Raw genomic sequence first — 21,376 nt, forward strand, 5'->3', positions numbered from 1 at the left:
CGCCATCGCCACAAGCACCGCACGCTCACCCGACGCCACCGCCACCCCCGGCGCACATCCACCGGTTCGCGCCGCCGCGACGGGAGGCGGGCCGTGACCCGGGCCGCGACGGTGACCGTGGACGGCCGGCCGCTGGCCGACCCGACCCGGCTGCGCGGGATCCGGGTCGCCGCCCGGCTGGACCGGCCGACGCAGTGCGAGCTGGCCCTGGCCACCGCGCCCGGCGCGGGCGCCCTCGACCCGCCGGTACGCCCCGGCGCCGCCCTCGACGTCCGCCTGGACGGCCGGCCGGAGGCGCTGTTCGCCGGCGAGGTGACCGCCGTGGAGGTGGAGTACGCCGGTGACGGCGCCGCGCTGCTGCGGATCCGGGCGTACGACCCGCTGCACCGGTTGCGCAAGCGGCAGGAGCTGCGGGTGTTCGAGTCGGTGACGGCCGCCGAGCTGGCCGGGGAGCTGTGCGCCGGGCTGGGCCTGAGCGTCACCGCCGAGACCGACGGGCCACGCCTGGACCGGCTGCTCCAGCACCGGCACACCGACCTGGAGCTGCTGTGCGAGGTGGCCGGCCGGGCCGGGCTGCACCTGAGCGTCGACGGTGACCGGCTGCGGCTGCTCACCCTCGACGGCCACGGCGAGCCGGTGCCGCTGACCCTCGGCGAGACCGTGCACGCGCTGCGGGTCACCGAGAACCTGGACCGGGCCGGCGCGGAGTGCGCCGCGCTGGGCTGGCACCCGCAGCGCGCCGAGCCGCTCGGCCAGCGGGCCGGCGAGGCGCGCAGCGGGCGACGGATCCCGCTGCGCCCGGAACCGGGCGACGTCGGCGCGGACGGGGTGCGTACCGCGGTGGACCAGCCCGCGCGCAGCTACGACGAGCTGGCCGCGCTGGCCCAGGCCGGGCTGGACGCGCGGGTGGCCGCGCTGGTCACCGCCGAGGGCACGGCCGAGGGGGACCCGGCGTTGCGGCCGGGCCGGCGGATCGCGCTGGCCGGTGTCCCGGAGCCGGTGGCCGGCGTGTACGTGCTCACCGAGGTGGTGCACACGGTGGACGCCGACGGCCACCTGACCCGGTTCTCCACCGCCCCGCCCGAGCCGCCCCCGGTGGCCGCGCCGCCGGCGGCGACGGTCACGCTCGGCACGGTCACCGACGTCGACGACCCGGACCGGCTCGGCCGGGCCCGGGTGACGCTGCCCGCGTACGGCGACCTGGACGCCGGCTGGCTCGCCGTGCTCTGCCCGGGCGCGGGCCGGGGCAAGGGCATCGTCGCGCTGCCCGACCCGGACGACACCGTGCTGGTGGCGCTGCCCGGCGGCGAGCCGGCCTCGGGTGTGGTGCTCGGCTCGCTGTTCGGCGCGGTCGAGCCGTACGACGCGGGGATCGTCTCCGGCCGGTCCCGGCGGTGGTCGATGCGGACCGGCACCGGCCAGTCGATCGTGATCGACGACGACGGGCGCACGCTGCGGCTGGCCACCGACGCGGGCAGCTTCGTCGAGCTACGCCCCGAACTGACCACCGTGCACGCCGCCGGCGACCTGGTGCTCTCCGCGCCGGGGCGGGCCATGGTGGTGCGCGCGAAGACCGTCGACTTCCTGCACGCCCCGGCGGCCGAGGACGCCGAGACCGCCGCCGCCCAGGCCCGTACCCTCGCCCGCTCCCCCGGAGGTGGCTGATGCGCTGGATCCACCGCGACTCGCTGATCACCTGCGGACACGACGGGCGGGTGGCGAACCGCCCGTCGCAGCGCTGGGTCACCGTGCGGGGGGTGCCGGTGCTGGTGCGGCCCGACCCGGAGGGGCGCGACATCACCGCCTGCCCGAACTACGGCCCGACCATCAAACCCTGCCTGCACACGATGAACGTGACCGTGGGCTACAGCGCCTGGGTGCGGGTGGACCGGCAGCCGGTGGTGCTGTCGCACCTGGACGGTCTCACCGACGGCACCCCGCCGGGGACCGTGCACCACCAGGTCCGCGACCCGCGGCAGATGTTCCTGGGGGCGGACCGGTGAGGGCGTTCCGCTTCGTCGGCGCCGGCTTCGACGCCGGTCGCGCCGGCGGGCTCGCGCTGACCGCCGCCGGCGGGCTCGCCATGACCGAGGGCGACGAGACGGTACGCCAGGCGCTGTACCTGCTGCTGTCCACCACCCCGGGCGAGCGGCTGATGCGTCCCGGGTACGGCTCGCGGCTGCACCGGCTGGTCTTCGCGCCGAACGACGACACCACCGCCGGCCTGGCCATCCACTACGTCCGGCAGGCGATCCGGCGCTGGGAGCCGCGGGTCGAGGTGCTCGACGTGGACGCCGGGCCGGACCCGGACGACCCGTGGCGCCTGGTGATCCGGCTGGACTACCGGGTACGGGCCAGCCTCTCCCCCGGCCAGCTGGTGTTCTCCGTCGACCTGTTGCCGCCCGACGACGAACCCGGCGACCGGCCGGACGAGGAGGCCACGTCATGACGCTGCCGGTGCCGCACCTGGACGACCGCGCCTTCCTGGACCTGGTCACCGAGGCGCGGGAGCGGATCCGCCGCTCCTGCCCGGACTGGACCGACCTGTCCGCGCACGACCCGGGGATGGCGCTGCTGGAGGCGTTCGCCTACCTGACCGAGGTGATGATCTACCGGCTGAACCAGTTGCCGGAGAAGGCGTACGTGGCGTTCCTGAACCTGCTCGGCGCGACCCGGCACCCGCCGGCGGCGGCCTGGGCGGACGTGCGCCTCACCCGCACCGGCGCGGACCGCGCCGCGGTGCGGGTGCCGGCCGGGACCCGGGTCGCCGCGGCCCGCGGCGCCGACCCCCGGCCGGTCGTCTTCGTGACCACCGAACCGGTCGTGCTGCCCGCCGGCGAGACCGAGGTGACGGTACGGGTGCACCACTGCGAGCCGGTCGAGGCGGAGCTGCTGGGCACCGGCACCGGCCAGCCCGGGCAGACGTTCCGGGCCGCCCGCGCGCCGCTGACCCGCACCACCGAGGCACTGGACCTGCTGCTCGGCGTGGAGGTGCCGGCCGGCTCGGTGGAGCTGGGCGCCGCCGCCCGCGAGCACGAGGGGCGCACGTACGAGATCTGGCGGCCGGTGGACAGCTTCGCCGGCCTCGGCCCGCAGGCCAAGGTCTACCTGGTCGACCGGGCCTCCGGGGTGGTCACCTTCGCCCCGGCGCTGGACCTGCGCCCGGCGGTGGCCCCGGACGCCGGGCGCGGGCCGGACGCCGTCACCGGCAGCGCCCCGGCCGTCGAGGGGGCGGCCGGGGCGACCACGGTGGCGGCGGTCCCGCCGGCCGGGCGGCAGGTGCGGCTCTGGTACCGGTGCGGCGGGGGGCCGGCCGGGAACGTGGCGGCCGGCGTGCTGACCAGCCTGCGCGATCCGCTGCCGGGGCTGAGGGTGGACAACCCCCTCCCGGCCACCGGCGGGCGGGACCTGGAGTCGCTGGAGTCGGTGCTGGCTCGCGGGCCGTACGAGTTCTTCGCCCAGCAGCGCGCGGTCACCGCGCGGGACTTCGAGATCCTCGCCACCGGATCCGGCGCGGTGGCCCGGGCCCGCGCGTTCACCCGGGCCACGGTCTACAGCTTCGCCCGGCCGGGCGAGGTGGAGGTGGTGCTGGTGCCGTACGTGCCGGAGGCGGCCCGCCCCGGCGGCCGACTGCCGGTGGCGGTGCTGCGCGAGCACGAGGTGGAGGAGGCGCGCCGCCGGGTCGAGGCCGACCTGGAGCGCCGCCGCGCGCTGGGTACGGCGGTGCGCGCCGGCTGGGCGCGCTACAAGGCGGTCTCGGTCCGGGCCCGGGTGGTGGTGCGCCGCGAGGAGGACGTCGACGCGGTCCGCCGCCGCATCCACGACCGGCTGCACCAGACGCTCAGCCCGCTGCCCACGCCGCTCAACCCGACCGGCTGGGCGTTCGGCGAGCCGCTGCGCGCCTCCAACGTGTACCGGATGCTGGAGCACGCCGAGCCGGGCGTGCGGTACGTCGAGTCGGTGCGGTTCGTGGTCGACGAGGCGCCGGACGCGCAGGTCCGCACCATTGCCGTCGACCAGTACCAGCCGGACACCTGGTACGCCGGGCGCGGGCCGGTGCTGTTCCGCTCCACCGACGCCGGCGCGGGCTGGGAGCCGGCCGGCCGGTTCGACGGCGAGACGGTGGTGCGGGTGGCGCCCGCGCCCGCCCCGGTACGCCCCGGCGTGGTGCCCCGGGCCGGCTCGGTGGCGGTGGTGACCGCCCGCGACGCCGGTGGTTCCCGGGTGCGGCTGAGCGCCGACCTGGGCGAGACCTGGACGCTGCTGACCGACCTCGACTCCGGGGTGCGGGACCTGGCCTGGATCGACCGGGACGGCACCGGCGCGCTGCTGCTGGCCACCGACGCCGGCCTCTACGAGGTGCCGCTGCTGCCCGGCGCGGTGCCGTTGCAGATCCTGGTCGACCCGGCCGACGCCGACCGGGGCTTCTACGCGGTGCGCTCGTTCGTCTCCGAGCGCGGCGCGCCCGGGGTGGCGGTCGCCGCGCAGGCCGGCTTCGGGGTCTACCTGTCCACCGCCGCCGGCCGCCCCGGCACGTTCGGCCACGTCGGACTGGCCAACGTGGACAACCGGGTGCTCGCCGTGCAGTACGACGGCCCGGCCACGCTGCTGTGGTGCGGCGCGGGTGAGCCCGATCCGAAGAAGCCCGGCCAGGGCTGCCACCGGACCCGGCTGTTCGAGTCGGACGTGCAGTGGCAGTCGATGGCCGCCGGCTGGATCGGCGGCACCTGCCGGGACCTGGCGTTCAGCGGCCCGCTGGCGCTGGCCGCCACGCAGAGCGGCGGGGTGGTCCGGCTGGACACCCTCGCCGGGCAGCCGCAGTGGCGGCCGGTGATGGTCAACTGCGGCCTGCCGCTGCGGGACCGGACCCGGTTCGTGCCGGTGGACGCCGTCGCCGCCACCGCGCCGTCCGGGGGCGGCGGGCGGCTGGTCCTGGTCGGGGGCGAGCGCGGCGTGTACCGCAGCGGCGACGGCGAGGACTGGACGGCCAGTGCCAACCAGGCCACCGCCGACGTGGTCACCGTCCCCGGCACCTGGCTGCTCTGCTCCGGCGAGCACGACATCGAGGTGGTGCGGCAGGATGCGCCGAACGGCGATTGAGCGGCTGCTGCCGGCCGCGTACCAGCGGGCCGCCGGCCCGGGCAGCGTGCTGGGCGCGCTGCTGGACGTGATGGAGGCGCTGCACGCCCCGGACGAGGTGGTGCTCGCCGACGTCGACGCGTTGTTCGGGCCGTACCGGACGCCGGACGGGTTCGTGGCGTACCTGACCCGCTGGGTGGCGATGGACCACGTGGTGGCCGCGCCGCGCGCGGACGCGCCGCTGCCGCTGCCGCTGGGCCGGCTGCGCGACCTGGTCGCGCACGGCGCGCTGCTGGCCCGCTGGCGGGGCACGCCGTACGGGATGCGCACCGCGCTGGAGCTGGCCACCGGCGTGACCGGGTTCGTCCTGGACGAGCCGGCGGAGCGGCCGTTCCACCTGGTGGTGCGCGTGCCGCCGGCCGCCGCGGACCGGCTGGCGCTGGTCACCCGGATCGTCGAGGCGGAGAAACCGGCGGCGGTCACCGTCGAGGTGGTCGCCGCGCCGGCCGGCGCACCCACCGACCCGACGCCGCCAACCGATCCGGCGCCGCCCGAGCCGGTACGCGCGGTCGGCCGGGCACACGTGCCCCCACCCCCGCCCCACGATCCGCCCGAGGAGCCGTCATGACCACCGAATGGACCGTCGTCGCCGCCGCCGAGCAGTTCACCCTGGACGCCCGCAACGCCGGTGAGCTGACCTTCACCGTGTCCAACCCGGGCGCGGCGCCGGACACCGTGGTGTTCGACGTCGCGCCGGGCGAGGGCAGCCAGCGCGCCTGGTTCACGGTGACCGAGCCGCAGCGGGTGGTGCCCGGTCAGGGGTCGGTGTCGGTCCTGGTCCGGGTCGCCGTGCCGGCCGGCACCCCGCCCCGGCGCTACGACATGACCGGGTTCGCGTACTCGGCGAACACCGCACCGGAGGAGAGTTCCCGCTCCAGCGGCCGGGTGACCTACGACGTGCGGGCGGTGGAGGCGCGGAAGCGCTCGCCGTGGCCGTGGCTCGCCGCCGCGGCGGCGCTGCTGCTGGTGGTGACCGGCGTGGTGGCGTGGCTGGTGACCCGAGGGCCGGACACCCCGCCGACCCCGCAGGCCCGGCCGGTGACGGTGGAGGCGGAGACGCTCGTGGCCGGCGCCGAGGTCACGTCGAAGACCGCCGCGAAGGCGGAGGTGGTGGCGCAGGACAACTGCTGCGGCGTGGTCTTCTCCGGCGACCGGCAGTTGTTCTTCCTGGGCCGTGCGGTCGGCGACCGGGTGACCGTGTCGGTGGACCTGCCGGCGGACGGCAGGTGGCGGTTCTCCACCGTGCGCATCACGTCGTACGACTACGCGAACACCATCTGGCTTGTGGATGGGCGGCAGGTCGGGGACACGTTCTTCGGCTTCACCCCGACCGTGGTGCGCACCGACGAGCTGGACGTGGACACGCTGGAGCTGACCCGGGGGCCGCACAAGCTGACGCTGGTGGCGGTGAGCAAGACCCAGGGCACCGACGGCTACTTCGCCGGGGTGGACCTGATCCGGTTCACTCCCGCCGGCCGGCCATGAGTGGTCGGCAGAAGGTGCTGCTGGTCGCGCTGGTCGCGCTGCTGGTGGCGCTCTGGGTGGTGGCGGTGGCCGGCCGGCGGGACGATCCGGGCGACCCGGCCGCCGGGCCCGGTCCGCTGGCCCGGCTCGGACGCGGCGCCGGTGCGGTGGACCCGGCGACGGTGACCGTGGCGTGCGTGCCGCCGGCCGCCGACCCGGTGGCCACCGCCGACGGGGTGGTGGTCGGCTTCGGCGCCACCTGCCGGCTGCGGGTCGCCGACCCGGGCGCCCTGCGCACGCTGGTGCTGCGCGGCGCGACGCCGTTCGAGGTGACGGCCCGCGCGCCCGGCGACGCGGACGTCACGGTCACCGACGAGGTCACCCCCGGCCCGGACGGCGCGACGGTGGCGAAGGTGGCGGTGGACCGGGAGACCGAGGTGGTCCTGCGGTGCCCGGGAGGTGGCGGGTGCACGGTCACGGTCGCCCGGTCCTGACCGGGCCCGCCGACGCGGAGGCGCGACATGGGTGAGCTGCGTAAACCGTTCCTGCTGCTGGCGTTGTTCGCGGTGGCGCTGGTGGTCGGCGTGGAGCTGGGCGCCGCGGCGCTGACCGGCGGCGGGGACGCGGGCTCCGCGCTGCGGGGCAGCGCCGGGCAGCTCGGCGTGGAGCTGGGGGACGTGGGCGGGGTGGCCGAGCCGTCCGGCCGGGGCACCGGCTACCTGGCGCTGATCGACGTGGTGGCGCTCTGGACCACCGGGCTGTTCGCGCTGAGCCTGGTGCTGCCGGACCGGGTGCAGGGCCGGGTGCAGGGCGTGGCCACGCTGGTCTTCTCGGTCGTGCTGCTGCTGGTGTCGCTGGTCCTGCTGGTCGTGGCGTTCGTCGAGTTGACCGTGATGGTCTCGCTGTTCCTGGCGCCTCCGTTCGGCACGCTGGCCTACCTGGCGGTGTGGGGGTTCTTCCCGGTCGACGACGCGGCCGTGCTGCTCGGGCTGGCGCTGCTGCTCAAGCTGGTCTGGGCCGTGCTGCTGCTGGCCGCCCAGCCGCGTTTCCTGCGCAACAAGGGGCTGGTGCTGCTGGCGCTGACCACGCTGCTGTGCACGGTGGTGCTGCAGTTCCTGCACGGCCTGGTGCCGGTGATCCTGGTCAGCATCGTCGACGACCTCGGCGCGGTGGTGTTCGCCGTGGTGGCGCTGATCTGGGCGCTGGTGCTGCTGATCGGTTCGATCCCGGCGATCGTCAAGGCGGTGCGCACCACGGCGACGACGTCCGGCCGGACGGTCAACTGACCGGCCGGCCGGTGGCGAGTTCGGCCAGGCGCGGCAGTTGCGCCGGGTCGGTGAGCGCCGAACCGACCGCCACCACCCGGACGCCGGCGGCCAGGAAGTCCCCCGCGTTGCCGGCGTCGATGCCGCCGGTGGCCACGAACCGGGCCTCCGGGAGCGGCCCGGCGACCGCCCGGAACCAGGCCGGGCCGAGGCTGACCGCCGGGAACGCCTTGAGCCAGACCAGGCCGTGGTCGAGCGCCTGCTGCGCCTCGGTGGGGGTGGCCACGCCGGGCAGGTGCGGGATGCCGTAGGTGTGCGCCGCGTCGGCGACCGCCAGGTCCAGGCCGGGCGCGACGGTGAACGCCGCTCCGGCGCTGACCGCCTGCCGGACCTGGGCCGGGGTGCGGACCGTGCCGGCGCCGACGATCCGGTCCCGGCGCCGCCCGGCCGAGGCGGCGGCGCGCAGCGCGGGCACCGCCCCCGGCGTACGGATGGGCACCTCCACCACGTCGATGCCGAGGTCCCAGGCCAGTTCCGCGAGCCGGACGGTCTCCCCGGGCGGCAGGTCGCGCAGGATCACCATCACCCGCGCGTCGCCGAACAGCGGTGCGAAGTCGTGCCCGGTCATGTGCCGCTCCCTCCGTCGTGACGCCGTGCCGGCGTCGCCCACTCCAGGTCCGTCCACGCCAGCGCCCGGGCGATCCACGCCGGATCCGGCGGTGGCGCGGTGTCGCCCGGCGCGGCCAGCACCGGCGCCGCGGTGAGGTGCCCCAGCCGCAGACAGGATCGCAGGTCGACCCCGCGCAGCAGCCCGGCGAGGAAGCCGGCGGCGAACGCGTCCCCGGCGCCGACCGGTTCCACCACGTCCACCGGCGGCGCCGGCACGAAGACCGCCGCTCCGGTACGCGGCAGCGCGGTGGCGCCGACCGGCCCGTCCTTGACCACCAGCAGTTCCGGCCCGGGCAGCAGGTCGCGGACGGCGGCCGGGTCGGCGCTGCCCCAGAGCGTCGCCGCCTCGTCCAGCCCGACGAGCACCACGTCGGCGCGGTCGGCCAGCTCGCGCAGGACCGGGGCGGCCCGGTCGGCGGGCCAGAGCGCGGGCCGGTGGTTGACGTCGAAGGTGACCCGGGCGCCGGGCGCCGCCCGCCCGGCCAGCGCGTGCGCGAGCAGGTCCCGGCAGGAGTCGGAGAGCGCGGCGGTGATCCCGGACAGGTGCAGCAGCCGCACCCCGGCCAGCCGCGGATCGGCGAGGTCCGCCGCGCCGAGCCGGCTCGCCGCCGACCCGGCGCGGTGGTAGTGCACCCGGGTGCCGGCCGGGCCGGGGTCCTTGAGGTAGACGCCGGTCGGGGCGGCCGGGTCGACCCTGACCAGGCCGACGTCCACCCCGGCGGCGGCGATCTCGGCGACCACCCGGCGGCCGAACGGGTCGTCGCCGACCCGGCTGACCCAGGCGGCGCGGTGGCCGAGCCGGGCCAGCCCCATCGCCACGTTCGACTCGGCGCCGCCGACGCCGACGGTGAGCCGGGCGGCGTGTTGCAGCGGCCCGCCGTCGTCGGGGGCGAGCACCACCATGGTCTCCCCCACGCAGGCGACCTCCGGCCCGGGTAGCACCACCTTCGTTCGCGACTGCGGGGCTCGCAAACCCGGCTCACTCCTCGCGCTCACGGCGACACCTTCGTTCGCGACTGCGGGGCTCGCAAACCCGGCTCACTCCTCGCGCTCACGGGAACAGCTCCGCCAGCCGGGCCGGGACGGCGACCGGGTCGAGGTGGCCGTCGACGACAAGCACCCGGTGCCGGTTGCGGCGGGGCGTGCCGACGGCGACCACCGCCGGCCGGTCGAAGGCGTACGCGACACAGACGCCCGGGTACATGGCGGTGCGGACGAACCACCTGTCGCCCGGCCCCAGGCCGGTGAGGACAAGCGTGTACGCGCCACCGCCGGGCGCGCTGCCGGCGAGCGCCAGCCACGGTGCGGCGGAGCCGTTCACCGCCTCCTCACCGGTGGCCTCCCCGGTGCACACCAGGGGCTCTCCGTCGGTGACCGCCCGCCAGAAGAAGCCGCCGTACCCGGCCCCGCCGGGGCGGCCGTTGGTGGCCGGGCTGCCCAGGTGGACGTCGGCGCCGGTGGCGGACGTCAGCGTGCTGGACAGCTCCAGCCACCAGGCGTCGTCGCCGGCCGGGGCGGCGGTGAGCCGGCGGTGCTCGCGCAGCAACGGCCGGCCGGCGGTGTCCCGCCACTCCAGGTCGTGGTCGAGCCGGTCGGCGGTCCGCTCCCGCCAGCCGGTGTGGGCGATGACGCCGTGGTCGTCGCGCCAGGTGTAGCCGGTGCCGCGCACGTACGTCCGGCCGCCCCAGAGGTTGGCGCCGTCCACGTCCTGCACGGCCAGCGACGCGCCGAGGTGCCAGACGTGGTCGGCGGGAAGCGCGTCGGTGACCGGGGTGCCGGCCCGGGTCCGCACCGGGTGCAGGTAGGGCCGTGGTCCGTGCCGCGGGTCCAGGTCCGGCCGGACCACGTAGCGGGCCACCTCGACGCCGGCCACGACCAGGCGCTCCTCGCCGGGCTCGCCGACGGCACCCGGCACGCCGCCGTCGGGCCGGACCGCGCCGGCGGCGCGGGGATCGGCGGTCACCACGCCTCCGGCGCGCGGCCCTCGGCGGCCTCGGCAGCGGACGCGGCGACGCGGGGGTCGGCGGTCACGAGGCCTCCGGCCGCAGCGGCGCCGGGGCGTCCGCCGGCTCCGGGGCGCGAGCCCGGGCGCGGGCGTCGAGCGCGTGCACCGCCGCCAGGGCGTACCCGCCGAGGATCGGCACCGCGACCGGGGTGACCAGCGCGGCGAGCAGCGCGGCGAGTCCGCAGGTGCCGGCCGCGGCCGCCCAGGCGCCGGGATGCCGCGCGCAGGTGCGGGCGGTGTGCCGGGCGGCGACCCGCCAGCCCCGGCCGCCGGTGCCCCCGACCGCGACGGCGACCAGGCCCGCGTACCCGAGCAGGGCCGCGACCACGACGGCGGTGACCGCGAGCGCGGGCCCGCCGCCGGGCACCCGACCGGTGGCCAGCGCGAGCAGGTCGGCGGCGAGCAGCGCGGCGATCGCGAGCGCGACGGCGCTGACCACCGCTCCGGCCGGGAGCGCCCGACCGAACCGGGTCAGGCTGGCCCGCGCCGGCGGCCAGCTGCCGGTGACCGACCGGTCGTGCAGCGCGGCGGAGGCGGTGGCGACGGCCGGGGCGAGCGTGAGCACCGGCAGCGCGGCCACCGCCACGGCGAGGCCGAGCAGTGCCAGGTCGGCCGCCTCGGCCACGGTGTCCCGCCAGTCCCGGCGGGGGCGCTCGGCGGTCATCCCTTCAGCCCGCTGGTGTTGATGCCCTCGACCAGCATCCGCTGGAAGGCGAGGAAGAACAGGAACACCGGCAGCAGGGACAGCACCGACATGGCGAACATCGGGCCGACCGCGCTCTGGCTGGTCGAGTCGATGAACAGGGTCAGCGCCACCGGGACGGTGTAGTCCTCCAGGGCGGACAGGAAGACGAGCTGCCGGAAGAAGTCGTTCCAGGTCCAGATGAACGAGAAGATCGCGGTGGTGACCAGCGCGGGACGGCTCAGCGGCAGGATCACGTGCCGGAAGACGCCGTACGGGGTGGCGCCGTCGATCTTGGCGGCCTCGTCCAGCTCGCGCGGGATGCCGCGCATGAACTGCACCATGAGGAAGACGAAGAACGCCTCGGTGGCCAGGAAGTGCGGGATGAGCAGCGGTAGGTAGGGCCAGTCGCCGCCGACCAGGCCGAGGCTGCGGAACAGGATGTACTGCGGCACGATCAGCACGTGCCCGGGCAGCAGCAGGGTGCCGATCATGACGGTGAACCACATCTTGCGCAGCCGGAACCGCAGCCGCCCGAGGGCGTACGCGGCCAGCAGGCAGGAGAGCGCGTTGCCGACCACGGTGAGCAGGCTGACCATGGCGCTGTTCAGGAAGAACCGGCCGAAGCTGAGGTCGAAGTTGGTCCAGCCCTCGACGTAGTTGCCGGGGGTGAACTCCTCCGGCAGCAGGCCGATGTTGTTGACGATCTCGGCCTGCGACTTGACCGAGGTGCCGAGCATCCAGACCAGCGGGTAGAGCACCACCGCCACGATCACCACGAGCACCAGCAGGCGCAGCGCCTGCCGGTTACCCGGTCGGCGGCGAACCGGCACGGCGGTCATGAGTCCTCTCCGTCCGAGTAGTGCACCCAGAACCGGCCGGTGCTGAAGAAGACGGCCGTGACGAGCGCGATGGCGAGCAGGAACACCCAGGCCATCGCCGAGGCGTAACCCATCTCCAGGTCGGTGAAGCCGGAGATGTAGAGCTTGAGGGTGTACATCAGGGTGGAGTCGACCGGACCGCCGGTGCCGTTGCTGAGCACGAACGCGGCGGTGAAGCCCTGGAAGCCGTGGATGGTCTCCAGCACCAGGTTGAAGAAGATCACCGGGGAGAGCATGGGCAGGGTGACCGCCCGGAACCGCCGCCAGGCGCCGGCGCCGTCCACCGCCGCCGCCTCGTACAGCTCGGTGGGGACCTGCTTGAGGCCGGCCAGGAAGATCACCATCGGCGCGCCGAACTGCCAGATCGCCAGCACCATGAGCGTCTGCAGCGCCCAGTCCGGGTCGGCGACCCAGGGCAGCCCCTCGACGCCGAAGAGGGCGAGGAACGAGTTGAACGCGCCGTCCCGGTTGAACATGTTGACCCAGACGATGGCCAGCGCCACGCTGCCGCCGAGCAGCGACGGCAGGTAGAACAGGCCGCGGAACAGCCCGACGCCGCGCCAGGTGCGGTTGAGCAGCAACGCCACGCCGAGCGCGGCGGCCAGCTTCAGCGGCACGGCAACCAGCGCGAACGTCAGCGTGACCCGCACCGCGTGCCAGTACGACGGGTCGGCGGTGAACATCCGCTCGTAGTTGGCCAGCCCGACCCAGCGCACCTCGGACAGCGGGGTGAGGATGTCGTAGTCGGTGAAGCTCAGCCAGAGCGAGAGCAGCATCGGGATCGCCGTGATGCCCATCAGTCCGATGAGCCAGGGCGAGAGGAAGACGTACCCCGCCAGGCCCTCGCCGTACCGGGCCCGGCCGGCCCCGCGCCGCGTGGGGCGAGGGCCGACCGGTCCGGTCCGGGAGGTCCGGCCGGGCGCCGTGGTGAGGGCCACGGGCCGGTTCCTTTCTTCTCGTCGGCGGGGTGTCAGGCGATCGCGGCCTTGCAGGCGGTGACGAACTGCTCCGCCGCCTGGGCCGGGGTGGCCCGGCCGTACTGGGCGTTCTCGGCGGCCTTGGTCAGCTCGGACTTCACCTTGCTGTGCCCCTTGATCGGGACCTGCGGGGACGGGCCGAACTTCTGCGCCAGGTCGGACTCGACCTGGATGGACTGCTTCATGGCCGGGTCGGTGGCGGTTTCGCTCACCTTCGCCCGCAGGTCCAGGTTGGACGGCAGGCCGCGGTCGGTGCCGAGCAGCGCGACCGCCTCCGGGTCGTTGTTCAGGAAGTTGATCACGTCGACCGCGGTGTCGCGGTGCTTGCTGCCCTTGAAGACCGACCAGTACATCGAGGCGCGGGCCCACTGGGCGCTCGGGTCACCCGGATACGCCACCACGCCCAGCTCGTCCTTGGTGTTCTTCTTCAGGTCCGGCATCTGGTTGGCCCAGACCCAGGAGGTGGCCGCCTTGCCGGTGACCACGAGCTGCTTGGTGATGTCGGTGGCGTTGCCCTGGTGGATGACGTCGGCGGTGGGGGTGGCGCCCCGGTCCCGGGCGCCCTTCCACAGCTCGAACCACTTCGTCACGTCCTCGACGGTGAAGCCGAGTTCCTTGCCCCGGTAGAGGTCCTTGCCCTGCTGGCGCAGCCACACCCAGAGCGCCTTGTAGTCGGCGCTCGGGTCCTGGGTGCCGGGCACCTTCGTCTTCTTCGCCACCTGCTCGGCCCAGGCGATGTGCTCCTCCCAGCTCATCCCGGTGGTCGGCTCCGGCAGGCCGTTCTTCGTCAGCAGCGTCTTGTTGTAGACCAGGCCCTGGGTGTTCTCCCCGGCGGCCACCCCGGCGAGCTTGCCGTCGACCACGCCGTACTCGAGCAGGCTCTTCGGGAACTTCGACACGTCGAGCTTGCCGGAGTCGCGGTAGCTGCCCAGGTCGAGCGTGGTGCTGCGGCCGGCGTACTCGGCCAGGTAGTTGTCGTCGATCTGGAACAGGTCGGGCGGGTTGCCGCCGGCGGTCAGCGTGGCGAGCTTGTCGAAGTAGCCCTGGTTGGCCTGCCAGGTCTTCTCGAACGTCACGTCCGGATGCTTCTTCGTGTAGAGCGCCAGGGCGTCCTCGGTGAGTTTGGCCCGCGCGTCGCCGCCCCACCAGAAGATGGAGAGCTTGACCGGGCCGCCGTCGCCGGCGTCGTCGTCGCCGCCACAGCCGGCCGCGCCCAGGGCGAGCGGCGCGACAAGCGCGACCGCGGCCAGGCCGCGGACGAATCGACGTCGGGACAGGGGGGTACGGTGATTCCGCCCGGCGGGTGCGCCTGCGGTGGGGGGCGTTGCGGGGTGCATCTGCGCTCACTCCTCGGCTGTGGGAGGCGACGACGTCACCGGTGGCCGTCCACGGGCCGCCCGGGTCCGCACCGCTATGCGGGCCCGGGCCACCGCGTCAGGCCACGGCGCCGTTCCGACCGGGCTCGGGAACGGGCCCGGTCGAGTCGCGGACGACCAGTACGGTCTGGAGCATTACCTGTGCGGTGGTGCGACGGTCGCCGGCCACCGCGCCCCGGCCCCGGGCGCCACGTGGCACCTCGGAGTCGTGTTGCAGCAGCATGTCGACGGCCGTCCGGCCGGCGGCCGCGGTCGGCGTGGCCACCGTCGTCAACTTGGGGCGGGTGAGTCGGCTCAACGCGATGTCGTCGACGCCGATCACGCTGACGTCCTGCGGCACCCGCAACCCGAGCGCGTCGAGCCCTTCGATCAGGCCGAGCGCCATCAGGTCGTTGTAGGCGAGCACGGCGGTGACGCCGCTGCGGCGTACCGCTTCGGCCATCGCGCCGCCGCCGGTCTCGGTGGGTTGGTTGGGTCCGAGCACGGTCAGTTCGGCGCCGCCGCCCCGGGCGGCCGCCGCCGCGGCCCGGCGCATCTCCCGGTTGGTCCAGGAGCCGCGCGGGCCGCCGAGCAGGGCGATCCGCCGGTGGCCGAGGCCGAGCAGGTGCTCGATCGCGGCCCGGGCGCCCTGCCCGACGTCCATCATCACGCAGGGCAGTCCGGCGACCTGGCGGTTTATCACCACCACCGGGACCTCGCGGCTGACCTGCTCGATCAGGCTGTTGCTCATCCGAGGGCTGCACAGCAGCACCCCGTCGACCTGCTTGGCGAGCGCGTGGACCAGGTCCTCCTCGGCGACCGGGTCCTCGTTGGTGTCGGCCACGAACACGTGGTAGTCGCGGTGCCGGGCCTGCCCCTCGGCCGCCTTGATCAGCGGCGGGAAGAACGGGTTGGCGATGTCGGCCACGATCAGGCCGATGTTGTGCGTCCGGCCGGTGATCAGGGCCCGGGCGGCCCGGTTGGGCCGGTAGCCGAGGTCCTCCGCGCAGGCCAGCACCCGGACCCGGGTCTCCGGGTTGACCAGGTGCGGGGCCGAGAACGTGCGGGAGACGGTGGAGATGTGCACGCCGGAGGCCCGGGCGACGTCCCGGATGGTGGCTGGCACGGCGGGCTCCCTCGTCCGATGTGGTGGGGGTCACGTGGGTGCCGCCAATTAATGCAAACGGTTGCGCCGGTGTCAACGGTCCATTGTTACGGCTCGATCGCGGCGCCGCTCTTGACGGGCCCACAAAAGCACGCCAATGCGGATTCATAGGGCGGGTTGGCCATCGACCGTTGACGACACGTTCGCCGACGTGGTTTCTTCGGCTGCAAACCTTTGCAGGACTGCGGGAGGCCGACGTCATGTCACCACCGGCCCGGAAACGGGTCCGCCACGCCCTGGTCGGCGCCGGGGCACGCGCCGAGATGTTCGTCCGGGCGCTCGCGCTCGACCACGCCGACACCGCCGAACTGGTCGCCCTCGCCGACGTCAACCAGACCCGGATGGACGCGCACAACCGCTGGCTGGCCGACCTCGGCCACCCGCCGGTGCCCACGTACGCCACCGCCGACTTCGCCGCCATGCTGGCCAAGGAGCGCGTCGACGTGGTGCTGGTGACAAGCGTCGACGTCACCCACGACGCGTACGTGACCGCCGCGCTGCACGCCGGCTGCGACGTGGTCACCGAGAAGCCGATGACCGTCGACGCGGCCCGCTGCCGGCGCATCCTGGACGCGGTCGCCGAGACCGGCCGGCGGGTCACCGTGGCGTTCAACTACCGCTACAACCCGCTGCACGAGCAGCTCCGGCGGCTGCTCGCCGACGGCGCGGTGGGCGAGATCGGCTCGGTGCACTTCGAGTGGCTGCTCGACGTCCGCCACGGCGCCGACTACTTCCGCCGCTGGCACCGCGACAAGGCCACCTCCGGCGGCCTGCTGGTGCACAAGGCCAGCCACCACTTCGACCTGGTCAACTGGTGGCTGGACGCCCGGCCGGTCGAGGTGCACGCGGCCGGCCGGCTGTTCTTCTACGGCGAGGACGGCCGCCGGCACGGCTACGCCCGCGACTACGACCGGGCACACGGCGCCCCCGCCGCCGCCGACGACCCGTTCGCGCTGCGGCTGGCCGAGCACCCCCGGCTGCGCGAGCTGTACCTCGACGCCGAGGCCGAGGACGGCTACCACCGCGACCGCAACGTCTTCGCCCCCGGCGTGACCATCGAGGACGACCTCGCGGTGCTGGCCCGCTACTCCACCGGCGCCACCATGACCTACCACCTCACCGCGTACGCCCCCTGGGAGGGCTACCGGGTGATGGTCAACGGCAGCCGGGGCCGCCTCGAACTGGAGGTGACCGAGAGCGACCACGTCAGCCCTGGCGGCGCGTCGGCGCTCAAGGGCGCGGCGCTGCACGGCGACGAGGCAGCGGTGGAGCGGGGCGCGGCCCGGCTCACGCTGCGACCGTTCTGGCAGCCGCCGGTGGAGATCCCGGTGGACGGCTGGACCCGGCGCGGGCACGGCGGCGCGGACGCCCGGATGACCCGGGTGCTGCTCGGCGGCGAGACCGACCCGCTGGGCCGCGCCGCCACCGCGTACGACGGGGCGCTGGCCCTGCTCACCGGCCTGGCCGCCAACCGCTCGCTGGAGACCGGCGGGCCCGTCCGGGTCGCCGACCTGCTCACCCTGCCCTGACCGAGGAGCCCTCCCCCGTGCCGATCATCTCCCCCAGCGATCTTCTCCTGCCCGCCGAGCCCGGCCAACGCGCGCTGGCGCGCGAGCTGTACGCGCTTGCCGCCGAGCAGCCGATCATCTCCCCGCACGGGCACGTCGACCCGGCGCTGCTGGCCGACGACCGCCCGTTCCCCGACCCGGCCCAGTTGTTGATCGTGCCCGACCACTACCTGACCCGGATGCTGCTCAGCCAGGGCGTGCCCCCGGCCGACCTGGGCGTGCCGAGCGTCGACGGCAGCCCGGTCGAGACCGACGGGCGGACGATCTGGCGGCGCTTCGCCGCGCACTGGCACCTGTTCCGGGGCACCCCGTCACGGCTGTGGCTGGAGCAGACGTTCCGGAACGTGTTCGGCGTGACCACCCCGCTGGGCCCGGCCACCGCCGACACCGTCTACGACGCGCTCGCGGCCCGCCTCGCCGAACCGGCGTTCCGGCCCCGGGCGCTGTTCACCCGCTTCGGCATCGAGGTGCTCGCCACCACCGAGTCGCCCCTGGACGACCTGGGCCGGCACGCGAAGCTCGCCGCCGACGGCTGGGGCGGGCCGGGCGGGCGGGTGGTCACCACGTTCCGCCCGGACGACGTGGTGGACATGGAGTTCGACGGCTGGGCGGCCAACGTGGACCGGCTCGCCGAGGTCTCCGGCGAGGACACCGGCACGTACGCCGGCTACCTGGCCGCGCTGCGGCGGCGGCGGGCCGCGTTCGCCGCCGCCGGCGCCACCTCCTCCGACCACGGCCACCCCACCGCGCGTACCCTCGCTCTCTCCCCGGCGGAGGCCGCCGCGCTCTACGACAAGGGGCGGCGCGGCCGGGCCGACGCCGCCGACGCGGAGGTGTTCCGGGCGCACATGCTGCTAGAGTTCGCCCGGATGTCGCTCGACGACGGCCTGGTGATGCAGCTGCACCCGGGGGCGGTGCGCAACCACAACCGGTGGCTGCACGCCCGGCACGGGCGCGACGTCGGCGGCGACGTGCCGCAGGCCACCGACTACGTGCACGGGCTGGCCCCGCTGCTGGACGCGCACGGCAACGACCCTCGCCTGACCGTGGTGCTCTACACGCTCGACGAGGACACCTTCACCCGGGAGCTGGCGCCGCTCGCGGGCGGCTACGCGGCGCTGCGCCTCGGCGCGCCCTGGTGGTTCCTGGACTCCCCCGAGGTGCTGCGCCGGTTCCGGGAGGCGGTCACCGAGACCGCCGGCTTCTACAACACCGCCGGGTTCGTCGACGACACCCGCGCGTTCTGCTCCATCCCGGTCCGCCACGACGTGGCCCGCCGGGTCGACGCCGGTTTCCTGGCCCGCCTGGTCGCCGAGCACCGGCTGGCCGAGGACGAGGCCGCCGAGACCGTCGTCGACCTGGCCTACCGGCTGCCCAAGCAGGTCTTCAAGTTCGGAGGTGAGCCGTCATGACCAGGATCGTCGACGTCGCGGTGCACGATGTGCGCTTCCCGACCGCCGCCAGCGGCGACGGGTCGGACGCGATCAACCGGGGCGACTACTCGGCCACCTACGTGGAGCTGACCACCGACGGCGGTCCCACCGGCGCCGGGTTCACCTTCACCAACGGCCGGGGCAACGAGATCACCTGCGCGGCGGTACGCGCGCTCGCCCACCACGTGCGCGGGCGCACCGTCGCCGAGATCGCCGCCGAGCCGGTGGCGTTCTGGCGCTCGCTCACCGCCGACGCGCAGCTGCGCTGGCTCGGCCCGGAGAAGGGGGTCATCCACATGGCCACCGGCGCGCTCGTCAACGCGGTCTGGGACCTGCGCGCCAGGCTGGCCGGCAAGCCGATGTGGCGGTTCCTCGCCGAGATGCCCACCGACGATCTGGTGGCGACCGTGGACTTCCACCACATCACCGACGCGCTCACCCCGGACGAGGCGGCGGCCATCCTGGACAAGGGGCGCGACGGGCTCGCCGACCGGCTCGCCGGGCTGGAACGCGACGGCTTCCCCTCGTACACCACCTCGGTGGGCTGGCTCGGCTACCCGGACGAGCAGGTGCGGGCGCTGACCCGCGACGCGTACGCCCGGGGGTGGCGCGCGGTGAAGATGAAGGTCGGCGGGCGGCTCGACGACGACCTGCGGCGGGCCCGGATCATCCGGGCCGAGATCGGCCCGGACGCGTTGCTGATGATGGACGCCAACCAGGTGTGGGACGTCGACGAGGCGATCGCCGCGATGGCGGTGCTGGCCGAGGTCGACCCCTACTGGATCGAGGAGCCCACGCACGCCGACGACGTGCTCGGGCACGCCCGGATCGCCCGCGCGGTGACCGAGCTGACCGGCGGCCGGTGCCGGGTCGCCACCGGCGAGGTGGCCGCCAACCGGGTCATCTTCAAGCAGCTGTTGCAGGCCGAGGCGATCGGCGTGATGCAGGTCGACGCGTGCCGGGTCGGCGGCGTCGACGAGGTGCTCGCCGAGCTGCTGCTGGCGGCGAAGTTCGGGGTACCGGTCTGCCCGCACGCCGGCGGCGTCGGGCTCTGCGAGTACGTGCAGCACCTCGCGGTCTTCGACCACCTGCGGGTGAGCACCGGCCTGGACGGCCGGATGGTCGAGTACGTGGACCACCTGCACGAGCACTTCCTCGATCCGGTCCGCACCCGCGGCGGACGCTACCTGCTGCCCACCGCGCCCGGCTACAGCGCCGCCATGCGGCCGGAGTCGATCGCCGAGTTCCGCTTCCCGGAGGGACCGGCATGGCGCTGACCGTCGACACCGACCGACTCGGCCTGGCCACGCTGCGCCGGGTGCCCGAGGCGAGCCGGCCGCTGCTGCGCCCGGGCACCGTGCCGGCCGGCATCGTCCACCTCGGACTCGGCGCGTTCCACCGCGCCCACCAGGCCGTGCACACCGAGGCCGCGGTCGGCGCGGCCGGCGGCGACTGGGGCATCGTCGGCGTCGCGCCGCGCAGCACCGACGTGGTCGAGGCCCTGGCCGCGCAGGACGCGCTGTTCAGCGTCACCACGCTCGCCGCCGAGGGCGCCACGACCCGGGTGGTCGGCGCGCTGGCCGGGGTACGGCACGCCGCCGGTGACCCGGACGCGGTGGTCCGCCTGCTCGCCGACCCGGCGATCCGGATGGTCACGCTGACCGTGACCGAGAAGGCCTACCAGCTCGACCCGGTCACCGGCGCGCTCGCCGCCGACGCCGAGCTGACCGCCGACCTCACCACCGACCGGCCGCCGCGCACCGTGCCCGGGCTGCTGGTGCGCGGGCTGCTCGCCCGGGCCACCGCCGACTCCGGGCCGCTGGCGCTGGTCAGCTGCGACAACCTGCCGGCCAACGGGCGCCGGCTGCGCTCGCTGGTCGACCAGTGCCTGGCGTTGGCTCGGGTGCCCGACGCGACGCTCGACCGGGTGACGGCGCAGATCTCCTGCCCCGGCACCATGGTCGACCGGATCGTGCCGGCCAGCACCGACGAGACCCGGGACACCGCCCGGCGGGCGCTCGGCGTGACCGACCTGGCCGCGGTCGCCGCCGAGCCGTGGTCGCAGTGGGTGATCGAGGACGACTTTCCCGGCGGCCGGCCCGCCTGGGAGCGGGCCGGCGCGGTCCTCACCGACGACGCCGGCCCGTGGGAACGGTTGAAGCTGCGCGCGCTCAACGGAGTGCACTCGGCGACCGCCTACCTGGGCGCGCTGGCCGGGGCGGAGACGGTGGTCGACGCGCTGGCGCTGCCGCACCTGGACGCGGTGCTGCGCCGGCTGGTCGCCGAGGAGATCGCGCCGAGCTTCACCCCGCCACCCGGCGTCTCCGTGCCCGGGTACGGGGAGCAGGTGCTCGCCCGCTTCGCCAACCCGGCGATTCGCTACCGCACCGCGCAGGTCGCCTCGGACGGTTCGCAGAAGCTGCCGCAGCGGGTCCTGCACACGGTCGCCGACCTGCGCGCGGCCGGCCGGTCGGCGCGGTGGAGCGCGCTGGTGGTGGCGGCCTGGCTGCGGTTCCTGCTCGGCCATGCCGACGACGGCCGCCCGCTGCCGCTGGACGACCCGCTCGCCGACCGGCTGCGCGCGGCGCTGGCCGCGGGCCGGCACACCCCGGCCGGGGTCGTCGACGCGGTGTTCGCGGTCCGCGAGGTCATCCCCGCCGAGCTGGCCGCCGACGAGGAGTTCCGCGCGGACGTGACCGGCTGGCTGACCGCGTTGGAACGGCACGGCGTGCGCGCCACGCTGGCGGGCGCCCGGTGAGCGGCGACGCGCGGG

At 75.2% G+C, this 21,376-nt stretch carries 20 protein-coding genes; 12 read left to right on the plus strand and 8 right to left on the minus strand.

Annotation, left to right across the window (positions count from 1 at the left end; all coding sequences use genetic code 11):
* Positions 1–93: 93 nt before the first annotated feature.
* Genes ACGFI2_RS05350 through ACGFI2_RS05385 form a run of 8 tightly spaced genes read left to right on the plus strand, consistent with a single transcriptional unit; the run spans position 94 to position 7,889 of the window.
* On the plus strand, positions 94–1,665 hold the full coding sequence (locus tag ACGFI2_RS05350; protein ID WP_393510966.1) for a phage baseplate assembly protein V: 1,572 nt from the start codon (positions 94–96) through the stop codon (positions 1,663–1,665).
* Positions 1,665–2,003 (plus strand): hypothetical protein, encoded by a 339-nt coding sequence (locus ACGFI2_RS05355; protein ID WP_393510969.1) that lies wholly within the window; start codon positions 1,665–1,667, stop codon positions 2,001–2,003. Before ACGFI2_RS05350 ends, ACGFI2_RS05355 begins: the two co-directional genes overlap by 1 nt.
* The gene (locus tag ACGFI2_RS05360) at positions 2,000–2,449 is read left to right on the plus strand and encodes a GPW/gp25 family protein (RefSeq protein WP_393510972.1); all 450 of its coding nucleotides are present in this window, start codon (positions 2,000–2,002) and stop codon (positions 2,447–2,449) included. Before ACGFI2_RS05355 ends, ACGFI2_RS05360 begins: the two co-directional genes overlap by 4 nt.
* Entirely contained in the window at positions 2,446–5,100 is a 2,655-nt protein-coding gene (locus ACGFI2_RS05365) for a putative baseplate assembly protein (RefSeq protein WP_393510975.1), read from the plus strand. Before ACGFI2_RS05360 ends, ACGFI2_RS05365 begins: the two co-directional genes overlap by 4 nt.
* Positions 5,081–5,707, plus strand: coding sequence for a phage tail protein (locus ACGFI2_RS05370; protein WP_393510978.1), 627 nt, complete (start codon positions 5,081–5,083; stop codon positions 5,705–5,707). Before ACGFI2_RS05365 ends, ACGFI2_RS05370 begins: the two co-directional genes overlap by 20 nt.
* Entirely contained in the window at positions 5,704–6,624 is a 921-nt protein-coding gene (locus ACGFI2_RS05375; RefSeq protein WP_393510981.1) for a hypothetical protein, read from the plus strand. The genes ACGFI2_RS05370 and ACGFI2_RS05375 overlap by 4 nt, the downstream gene beginning before the upstream one ends.
* Complete coding sequence (locus ACGFI2_RS05380) at positions 6,621–7,097, plus strand: hypothetical protein (protein WP_393510984.1); 477 nt, start codon at positions 6,621–6,623, stop codon at positions 7,095–7,097. Before ACGFI2_RS05375 ends, ACGFI2_RS05380 begins: the two co-directional genes overlap by 4 nt.
* Before the next feature lie 27 nt (positions 7,098–7,124).
* Positions 7,125–7,889: a hypothetical protein gene (locus ACGFI2_RS05385; protein WP_393510987.1), complete on the plus strand. Its 765-nt coding sequence runs from the start codon at positions 7,125–7,127 to the stop codon at positions 7,887–7,889.
* Here ACGFI2_RS05385 and ACGFI2_RS05390 read toward each other — a convergent pair.
* From ACGFI2_RS05390 to ACGFI2_RS05425, 8 genes are all read right to left on the minus strand, one after another.
* Positions 7,882–8,496 carry a bifunctional 4-hydroxy-2-oxoglutarate aldolase/2-dehydro-3-deoxy-phosphogluconate aldolase gene (locus tag ACGFI2_RS05390; protein WP_393510990.1) on the minus strand — a complete coding sequence of 205 codons (615 nt, stop codon included), beginning with the start codon at positions 8,494–8,496 and terminating at the stop codon, positions 7,882–7,884. The two genes, ACGFI2_RS05385 and ACGFI2_RS05390, sit on opposite strands and share 8 nt — an antisense overlap.
* Entirely contained in the window at positions 8,493–9,452 is a 960-nt protein-coding gene (locus tag ACGFI2_RS05395; protein ID WP_393510993.1) for a sugar kinase, read from the minus strand. The genes ACGFI2_RS05390 and ACGFI2_RS05395 overlap by 4 nt, the downstream gene beginning before the upstream one ends.
* Positions 9,453–9,588: 136 nt before the next feature.
* A complete protein-coding gene (locus ACGFI2_RS05400) occupies positions 9,589–10,500 on the minus strand; it encodes a PmoA family protein (protein WP_393510996.1) in 912 nt (303 codons plus the stop codon).
* A gap of 64 nt (positions 10,501–10,564) precedes the next feature.
* Positions 10,565–11,206 (minus strand): hypothetical protein, encoded by a 642-nt coding sequence (locus ACGFI2_RS05405; RefSeq protein WP_393510999.1) that lies wholly within the window; start codon positions 11,204–11,206, stop codon positions 10,565–10,567.
* Positions 11,203–12,066 (minus strand): carbohydrate ABC transporter permease, encoded by an 864-nt coding sequence (locus ACGFI2_RS05410; protein ID WP_393511002.1) that lies wholly within the window; start codon positions 12,064–12,066, stop codon positions 11,203–11,205. Before ACGFI2_RS05410 ends, ACGFI2_RS05405 begins: the two co-directional genes overlap by 4 nt.
* On the minus strand, positions 12,063–13,043 hold the full coding sequence (locus ACGFI2_RS05415; RefSeq protein WP_393511005.1) for a carbohydrate ABC transporter permease: 981 nt from the start codon (positions 13,041–13,043) through the stop codon (positions 12,063–12,065). The genes ACGFI2_RS05410 and ACGFI2_RS05415 overlap by 4 nt, the downstream gene beginning before the upstream one ends.
* Before the next feature lie 32 nt (positions 13,044–13,075).
* Positions 13,076–14,419, minus strand: coding sequence for an ABC transporter substrate-binding protein (locus ACGFI2_RS05420; RefSeq protein WP_393511008.1), 1,344 nt, complete (start codon positions 14,417–14,419; stop codon positions 13,076–13,078).
* Positions 14,420–14,516: 97 nt separating this feature from the next.
* A complete protein-coding gene (locus ACGFI2_RS05425) occupies positions 14,517–15,563 on the minus strand; it encodes a LacI family DNA-binding transcriptional regulator (RefSeq protein ID WP_393511011.1) in 1,047 nt (348 codons plus the stop codon).
* Positions 15,564–15,802: 239 nt separating this feature from the next.
* Here ACGFI2_RS05425 and ACGFI2_RS05430 point away from each other — a divergent pair, with 239 nt between their 5' ends.
* Genes ACGFI2_RS05430 through ACGFI2_RS05445 form a run of 4 tightly spaced genes read left to right on the plus strand, consistent with a single transcriptional unit; the run spans position 15,803 to position 21,361 of the window.
* Positions 15,803–17,131: a Gfo/Idh/MocA family protein gene (locus tag ACGFI2_RS05430; RefSeq protein ID WP_393511014.1), complete on the plus strand. Its 1,329-nt coding sequence runs from the start codon at positions 15,803–15,805 to the stop codon at positions 17,129–17,131.
* 17 nt (positions 17,132–17,148) lie between these two features.
* Entirely contained in the window at positions 17,149–18,582 is a 1,434-nt protein-coding gene (uxaC, locus tag ACGFI2_RS05435; protein WP_393511017.1) for a glucuronate isomerase, read from the plus strand.
* Complete coding sequence (locus ACGFI2_RS05440; RefSeq protein ID WP_393511020.1) at positions 18,579–19,880, plus strand: enolase C-terminal domain-like protein; 1,302 nt, start codon at positions 18,579–18,581, stop codon at positions 19,878–19,880. Before uxaC ends, ACGFI2_RS05440 begins: the two co-directional genes overlap by 4 nt.
* The gene (locus tag ACGFI2_RS05445) at positions 19,871–21,361 is read left to right on the plus strand and encodes a mannitol dehydrogenase family protein (RefSeq protein ID WP_393511023.1); all 1,491 of its coding nucleotides are present in this window, start codon (positions 19,871–19,873) and stop codon (positions 21,359–21,361) included. Before ACGFI2_RS05440 ends, ACGFI2_RS05445 begins: the two co-directional genes overlap by 10 nt.
* The last annotated feature ends 15 nt before the right edge of the window (positions 21,362–21,376 follow it).

The sequence above is a fragment of the Micromonospora sp. NPDC049282 genome, from assembly GCF_043197045.1.
Taxonomy (GTDB): Bacteria; Actinomycetota; Actinomycetes; order Mycobacteriales; family Micromonosporaceae; genus Micromonospora.

Bases quoted from the DNA above. Each gene is read 5' to 3' on its own strand.
- ACGFI2_RS05355 (WP_393510969.1), top strand. From the start codon at position 1,665: ATGCGCTGGATCCACCGCGACTCGCTGATCACCTGCGGACACGACGGG.
- ACGFI2_RS05365 (WP_393510975.1), top strand. From the start codon at position 2,446: ATGACGCTGCCGGTGCCGCACCTGGACGACCGCGCCTTCCTGGACCTG.
- ACGFI2_RS05370 (WP_393510978.1), top strand. From the start codon at position 5,081: ATGCGCCGAACGGCGATTGAGCGGCTGCTGCCGGCCGCGTACCAGCGG.
- ACGFI2_RS05375 (WP_393510981.1), top strand. From the start codon at position 5,704: ATGACCACCGAATGGACCGTCGTCGCCGCCGCCGAGCAGTTCACCCTG.
- ACGFI2_RS05380 (WP_393510984.1), top strand. From the start codon at position 6,621: ATGAGTGGTCGGCAGAAGGTGCTGCTGGTCGCGCTGGTCGCGCTGCTG.
- ACGFI2_RS05385 (WP_393510987.1), top strand. From the start codon at position 7,125: ATGGGTGAGCTGCGTAAACCGTTCCTGCTGCTGGCGTTGTTCGCGGTG.
- ACGFI2_RS05390 (WP_393510990.1), bottom strand. From the start codon at position 8,496: ATGACCGGGCACGACTTCGCACCGCTGTTCGGCGACGCGCGGGTGATG.
- ACGFI2_RS05405 (WP_393510999.1), bottom strand. From the start codon at position 11,206: ATGACCGCCGAGCGCCCCCGCCGGGACTGGCGGGACACCGTGGCCGAG.
- ACGFI2_RS05410 (WP_393511002.1), bottom strand. From the start codon at position 12,066: ATGACCGCCGTGCCGGTTCGCCGCCGACCGGGTAACCGGCAGGCGCTG.
- ACGFI2_RS05420 (WP_393511008.1), bottom strand. From the start codon at position 14,419: ATGCACCCCGCAACGCCCCCCACCGCAGGCGCACCCGCCGGGCGGAAT.
- ACGFI2_RS05430 (WP_393511014.1), top strand. From the start codon at position 15,803: ATGTCACCACCGGCCCGGAAACGGGTCCGCCACGCCCTGGTCGGCGCC.
- ACGFI2_RS05440 (WP_393511020.1), top strand. From the start codon at position 18,579: ATGACCAGGATCGTCGACGTCGCGGTGCACGATGTGCGCTTCCCGACC.
- ACGFI2_RS05445 (WP_393511023.1), top strand. From the start codon at position 19,871: ATGGCGCTGACCGTCGACACCGACCGACTCGGCCTGGCCACGCTGCGC.